The 3,782-nt window shown below is 72.2% G+C and carries 4 protein-coding genes and 1 pseudogene; all 5 read left to right on the top strand.

Translation table 11 applies throughout. From position 1 onward, the window contains the following. Positions 1–353 (top strand): annotated as a pseudogene (locus ACFWN1_RS32190) (ROK family transcriptional regulator); the annotation flags it as partial. Positions 354–492: 139 nt separating this feature from the next. Beyond that, positions 493–2,511, top strand: coding sequence for an alpha/beta hydrolase family protein (locus tag ACFWN1_RS32195; protein WP_384369943.1), 2,019 nt, complete (start codon positions 493–495; stop codon positions 2,509–2,511). Between the two features lie 202 nt (positions 2,512–2,713). Then, positions 2,714–3,010, top strand: a complete 297-nt coding sequence (locus ACFWN1_RS32200; RefSeq protein ID WP_384369946.1) for a hypothetical protein — start codon at positions 2,714–2,716, stop codon at positions 3,008–3,010. 219 nt (positions 3,011–3,229) lie between these two features. Next, a complete protein-coding gene (locus ACFWN1_RS32205) occupies positions 3,230–3,601 on the top strand; it encodes a hypothetical protein (protein WP_384369952.1) in 372 nt (123 codons plus the stop codon). Further along, on the top strand, positions 3,528–3,680 hold the full coding sequence (locus tag ACFWN1_RS32210; RefSeq protein ID WP_384369949.1) for a hypothetical protein: 153 nt from the start codon (positions 3,528–3,530) through the stop codon (positions 3,678–3,680). The genes ACFWN1_RS32205 and ACFWN1_RS32210 overlap by 74 nt, the downstream gene beginning before the upstream one ends. The last annotated feature ends 102 nt before the right edge of the window (positions 3,681–3,782 follow it).

The following is a 3,782-nucleotide window of genomic DNA, read 5'->3' on the forward strand; positions in this document are numbered from 1 at the left end:
GGCCCCCCCCGGGCGGCGGCGGCGCCGCCCACGCCGCCGTCCGCGCGGCGGTGGCCGCGGAACACCGGGGCGGAGCGGGCGCTGCTTTCCTCGACGCGCTCGCCGCGCGGGTGGCCGTCGGGGTCGCCGCGGTCGCCGCGGTGTACGACCCGGGCTGCCTCGTGCTCGGCGGCGAGATCGGCCACGCGGGAGGAACCGTGCTCGCCTCCCGGGCCGAGGCGTCCCTGGCCACCCTGTCGCCGGTGCGCACGCGGATCCTGCCGACGGCCCTGGGCAGGGAAGCAATCGTGCGGGGTGGCCTGCGGACCACCTGCGACGCTGCCCAGGCCGAGCTGTTCGCGCCCGCAGGCTGACCAGCACCCTCGCGTTCAGGCGACAGCGGCGAAATGGCCGGAAAGAGCGGGCAGCCGTGGCGAACGGCCGGTGCACGCGGACGTCCGGACCGAACGGCCATCACCACCAGCGGAAACACTCGTACAAGAAAGGCAAGGCATGGCAACCGTGAGCTCGCGGGACGACCGGTCGACGGTGCGGACCGCCCCCTACGGAACCTGGACCTCACCGATCCGGGCGGCTGACGCGGCGGCCAGTGAGGCCCGCGCCGAGTGGGTCGGCTTCGTCGGCGATCAGGTCTGGTGGACCGAGGGAAGACCCGTGGAGGGCGGACGCGCCGCACTGGTCGGCCGTGCCGCCGACGGAACGGTCCTCGACATCCTCGGCGACGCGTGGGACGTCCGCTCCCGGGTCATCGAGTACGGCGGGCGCCCGTGGCTCGCCCTCGGCGCGGCCCCCTCCGCCGGGTTCGTCTTCACGCAGGGGTACGACCAGCGGGTGTACCGGTCTGCTCCGGGTACCGAACCGGGGCCGCTCACGCCCGAGCCCGGGTTCGCCGCCGGAGCGCGCTACGCCGACTTCACCAGGGTCGGCGAGGAGGTCTGGTGCCTGCGCGAGACACTGGCCGACCCGGCGGGTACTCGGGTCCTCCGCGAGCTAGTGGCCGTGCCCCTTGACGGCAGCGCGGCGGAGGACCCGGCTGCGGTGCGCGTCCTCGCTGCGAGTCACCACTTCATGACCGGACCGAAGGTGTCGCCGGACGGCGGCCAGGCGGTCTGGATCGGCTGGGACCATCCACACATGCCGTGGGACACCACGGACGTGATGTGCGCGCCGGTGCGGCCCGACGGCACCCTCGGGCCCGCCCGGCGGGTGGCGGGCGGCCCGGGGATCTCGGTCGGCCAGGTGGAGTGGGCACCGGACCGGCCCGGCGTGATGTACGTCCTGAGCGACCCGGACGGCTGGTGGAACATCCACGAGATCGGCCCGGACGGCGCCGGCCGCTGCCTGTGCCCGCGGGCGGAGGAGTTCGGGGAGCCCCTGTGGCGGATCGGTGCCCGGTGGTTTCTGCCTGCCGACGACGGACGCCTGTTTGTGGTGCACGGGACGAGCGAGCGTCGGCTCGCCGTCCTGGAGCGAGGCGGATCCCTGCGCGACGTACCCACGCCGTACACCGAGTGGTCGGCGCTGGCGACCGACGGCCGCCGGATCGCGGGCACCGCGGCCGGGCCGCGCCAGCACTCCACGGTCGTTCTCGTCGACCTGGACACGCCCGCGGACACGCCCCGGCTCGACGTCCTGCGCGGTCCCGACCTGGAGCACGGGTCACCCGAGCACGCGGACTGGCTGCCGCACGGCCGCCACGAGATCTTCCGCAACGAGGACGGCGAGGACGTGCACGCGTTCGTGTACCCGCCGCACAACCCCGGCTTCACCGCGCCGCGAGAGGAGGCGCCGCCATTCGTGGTACAGGCGCATGGTGGGCCTACCACCCGCAGCCAGCTGGTGGTCAACTACGAGATCGCCTACTTCACCAGCCGCGGCATCGGAGTCGTCGACGTGCAGTACGGCGGCTCGACAGGCTTCGGCAGGCGCTACCGCGAGCGGCTGCGCGGCAACTGGGGCGTGGTCGACGTGCAGGACTGCTCAGCCGTGGCGCGCGGGCTGGCGGCGCGGGGGCTCGCCGATCCCGAGCGCATCGCCATCCGCGGCGGCAGCGCGGGCGGGTGGACCGCGGCCGCGTCACTGGCCGCCGAACCTGACCTGTACCGGGTGGCGGGCATCTACTACCCGCTGCTGGATCCGGAGGAGTGGCGCGACCGGGGGACACACGACTTCGAGTCGCGCTACCTGGACAGCCTGGTGGGTCCCTGGCCGGCGGCCGCCGAACGCTACGTGAGGGTCTCGCCACTGCGTCGGGCCGCCCAAGTCCGGGCCCCGTTCGTCATCATGCAGGGTTTAGAGGACACGATCTGCCCCCCGCGGCAGGCTGAACGGTTCCTCGAACGGCTGCGTGGCGGTGACGTGCCGCACGCCTACCTCGCCTTCGCTGGGGAGAGGCACGGGTTCCGCAGAGCGGACACCGTGGTGGCCTGCCTGAACGCCGAACTCTCCGCCTACGGGCAGGTTTTCGGATTCGAAGCGCCCGGTGTGCCGCGACTGACCTTGTCGGTCTGAGCGACGCGCCGGTCGTTCTCCCTGTCTCGGAACGGGCCGCGACGGCACGCCCCGTGTCAGCTGTCGAAGTCGACCGTCAACGCCGAGGAGACCGGAAAGCTCTCGCTCGCAGTGCCCCGGGCGGCGTGGCAGGTGTCGCAGACGCCACCCTTGCAGGGGAAGGGCAGGTACGGGGTGGACCCGGGAGGCGGAGTCCAACGGGGTGGCCGAGCAGAGGAGTGAGGAGAACGGGACCACAGTCTTCACCTGGTCGATCACCCAGCCTGACCGGCTCGGCTGGCTGCTGCCGCTGCTGGCGGGCGCCGAGCACGGCGTCCGGTCGGACCCGGCCGGTGCCGCCCGGGAAGAGCAAGCCCGGGAGTTCCTGGACCTGACCGCGCCTGGTCCCTGGATCGTCAAACAACGCGACGGCATGGGCAGCGCGCACATCGACCTGGTCCGGTCGCCGTCAGACCTGGCTGTTGCCCTCGCCGGGCGGCCCGCGGGGTGCCGTTTGTAGTCGAGGAGTTCGTCTCCGGACCTGAGTACTCCGCTGAGGGCCTGACGATGGCGGGCTTGCCCGTTGTGGTGGCGCTGACCGAGAAGTCAGTGGGACCGCGGTTCGTGGAGACAGGTCACCGCATCCCGGCTGGCTTGTCCGCGCCACCGCTCCGAGGAGGCTCACACCCAGGTCGAGAAGGCCCTTCTTGCAGTAGGCCTCACCCATGGGCTGTTCCATGTGGAGTTCTGGCTGAGTCCGGCCGGCATCGTGCTCGGCGAGATCCACGCACGGCCGGACGGCGCCTTCCTCCCCACGATGACCGAGTATGCACGTCCTGGCCTGGAGCTCTACGGCATGTACGTCGACGACGTCCTGGCCGATGAGCCCCGCCCCCTGCGCCCTCTGTCGCGGAGCGCCGGGATGCAGCACGTAATCATCGAGCCGCCGGGCCGACTGGTGTCGATCGCCGGCTGGGATGAGGCGGTGGCCGCTCTGGAGGTCGTTGCCGCGCCTGTCGGTGCGCCCGGGGGCCGAGATCACCCCGGTCTGTTGGTCGGCCGACCGGCACGGCTTCGTCGTGGTCGAGGGCGCCTCGGCGGCGGAAGTTGACGCCGCCCTGGCGGCAATTCAGGACCGGCTCGTCTTCGAGGTGAGTCCACGGGACGCGGTGGACCACACGCAGGCATGACCAATCTCCGGTACTTCAACAGGATTTCGCTATCCGGGCCTGGCTTTCTACGAGGGGCGGGAGCACAGCGGAACTTGGGTGGTGCGGGGCGGTCTCACGGAG

Source organism: Streptomyces sp. NPDC058459 (genome assembly GCF_042721685.1).
Classification (GTDB): domain Bacteria; phylum Actinomycetota; class Actinomycetes; order Streptomycetales; family Streptomycetaceae; genus Streptomyces.